1 protein-coding gene is annotated in these 2588 nt (G+C 40.2%); it reads right to left on the bottom strand.

The features are described from left to right. Positions 1 to 37: 37 nt before the first annotated feature. Positions 38 to 2588, bottom strand: a 2551-nt coding sequence (locus H6S82_RS28410; RefSeq protein ID WP_191057116.1) for an N-6 DNA methylase, incomplete at its 5' end; no start/stop codon positions are given.

Here is a 2588-nt window from a genome sequence, read left to right as displayed (position 1 = left end):
TTCCGATCTCCTCATCACGCTATGACTCCTGGCTAACCTACGATTTCCCCTTAAAACCTGTGCGCCACATCATAATATCTGCGGCAACTTCATCGGCATCGCGTAATGCCATAGAGCGAGTCCAGTAGCGTATTTTATCTGGTTTGACAAGATAAACAGTAGGAATATTTTCTCCATCCAATCGAACAGAATCATATACTTTGGCAACACGCTGATAAAAAATTCCTCCCTCTTCTGTATCTTGCTGTTCCAATAACAACTTATTCAAGCCCTTTAATTGTGCAAGTAAATTCGTAGAGTCTATAGGCTCTATCTGTACTTCTTCATGGTTAGGTCTGTTGAGATGGATCGCAACTAACCGAACTGGAAGATAAGTTTGATTTTCCTCTTGAAATATAGTTGCACAAATATTCTTATTTTGACCAAATCCTGCTTTAATGACTCGCAAAAAATATGCACAATATACCCTAAGTTCTGGCTCGGCAATATCTTCAAATTCTCCCTTACTTCGCCGATGAGTTTTCTGTCGTCCTGGAGAAGAACTGTTTCCTTTAAAATCTTGTAACGTATAATTAAATAAATCCTCAATTAGTGTCCACTCGCTATCTTTGAATGAAAATGCTTCACATATCCGTAGATCTACATCATTAATGGTTTCAATATCCTGCAATAAACCTGAACGAGCTTCAGGGATTGGCACTCGTAACAAATCTCCAGGCTTAACTTCGGGAATATAACAGGCAAAGCGACCACTGGAAAGAAGCAGATAGTAAACAGCTAGCTTGCTGTTGTAAGTTAAACAAGCTGCTTCTAAAGCTGGCAATAATTCTTGTGGAGTATGTACACTAACATAACTCCCGGAGCAAATAATACCAGATTTAGTATTGTTTAATTGAGTAATAGCTGCCTCAAATCTTCCACTACTTTTCTGCCAACCTTGCTTGATAATCATTTGTGGCATTTCAAAAGCAGTGAAATCCGTTGATGCTCTTGAGTCGGTATAGGGATCATGATTGATATCAAGCTCTTGGACATCAAGAAACAAGAATGTGCCATTGGGAAATCGAGTAGATTGTAATATTCTTCTCCCAATGATTGTTTGTTGTGACTTCTTACGATCGCCTCGAATAACCCCTTGACGCTTTGCCACAATGCCATCAATTTCCAGCTTTTCTAAGTTTTGTTCCTGGCTCAATCTCCGCATCAAAGCTAAATCTCGTCTTCCCCCCCACATCAATGCCGTCCAAACAAAAGGATCTGCGATCGCCTCTTGTGGATAAATTAGATTAATGTCCTGTGGTTCTATGACGATGCGATAGTCGTCTTCATTAGTGTGGACTGGTTTGGGGCAGATATAGGACAAAGGTTCGCCATCAGGGGTATTAGCTGACATTGTAACGATGCAACTTGGTGAAATAGCATCTTTGAACAGCCCAAAACGTAAAGCAGATAGATTAACTATCTCCTCAACTTTGAATTCTGAAAAAAGCTTCTGCCTGTACTCTTTGGCAGTGCCAATTTGATTAAAAATTAGAACACCAGCAGGCTGCATCATTGCAATGCGCCCTCCTGCTTTAGTTAAAGCAGCAGCTTTAGGCAAAAAAAGTGGGCCTATATTTCCGTAAGTAATCTTCCACTTATCTCCTGCCCAAGACTGGGCGAGTCGAGTTACAGTATTTCTTCCCCAAGGCGCATTGCCTATAACCAAATCGTACTTAGCCGAATCTAACTGGGTGCGATAACCTTCTTTATCCTCTCGGAAAAAGTCTGCACAGACTAATTGATTCCCTCTTAATCTTGGAAAACGTACCTCCTGCCAATAATGACGAGGATCTATCTCGTCACACATGGTTAGGTAAAGACTAAAAGACGCAACTCTTACTGCTTGAGCATTAATATCAACCCCAAAAATGTTCTGTTCAAGCAGTGCTTTCAAAACATTTGATTTTATTTCCTCACCCGGATGAGCTTTTTTCCATCGGTGAATTAGTCGCTGAAAAGCTTTTACTAAGAAAATACCAGACCCACAAGCCGGGTCGAGAATCTTAATATCCCAGTCTTCACTATCCCAAGGAAGAACGCCATCAAGAATAAAGTCAACTATGTGTCCCGGCGTGTAATGAACGCCTTTATCATCATTACCTTCTCTAACAAACTCTTCATATATACTACTAATAAACTCAAGAGGGATTGCATCAAAGGAATACTGAGGCCAGAGACAACGCTGACCACTTTCCATCTCTAGCTCACCACTGATAAACTCTGCAAGTAAATTCAGGTGAGATTGAGTAACCTTTCGTTCCTCTGCTTGCCATTCTTGCTCGCGTTCTGCTTCTGAGCTTCCTTTCCCTGGAAATAAATCTCCATTAAATCTATTGTTAAGCCAGCGGAAAAAGTTATAAGTGTCTCTGTGATTTCTTAAAACTTCAGGAAATTTAGAATATCTAGCTAATAATTCTCCTCTCTCATGCAGTTCAATAAGGAACCTTGTATTCAATGCCGCGTTTCCCTTAGAATCTTTCCGATCGAAAAGGAATTGAATAAAAATAATTCTTGCTAGTAAATCATGGATAGTATCGTACTCAAGC

Source organism: Planktothrix sp. FACHB-1355, from assembly GCF_014748295.1.
In the GTDB taxonomy this organism is placed as follows: Bacteria; Cyanobacteriota; Cyanobacteriia; order Cyanobacteriales; family Aerosakkonemataceae; genus Aerosakkonema; species Aerosakkonema funiforme_A.
Note: the sequence above shows the minus strand (reverse complement) of the source record. Positions and strands in the feature narration are given on the sequence as shown.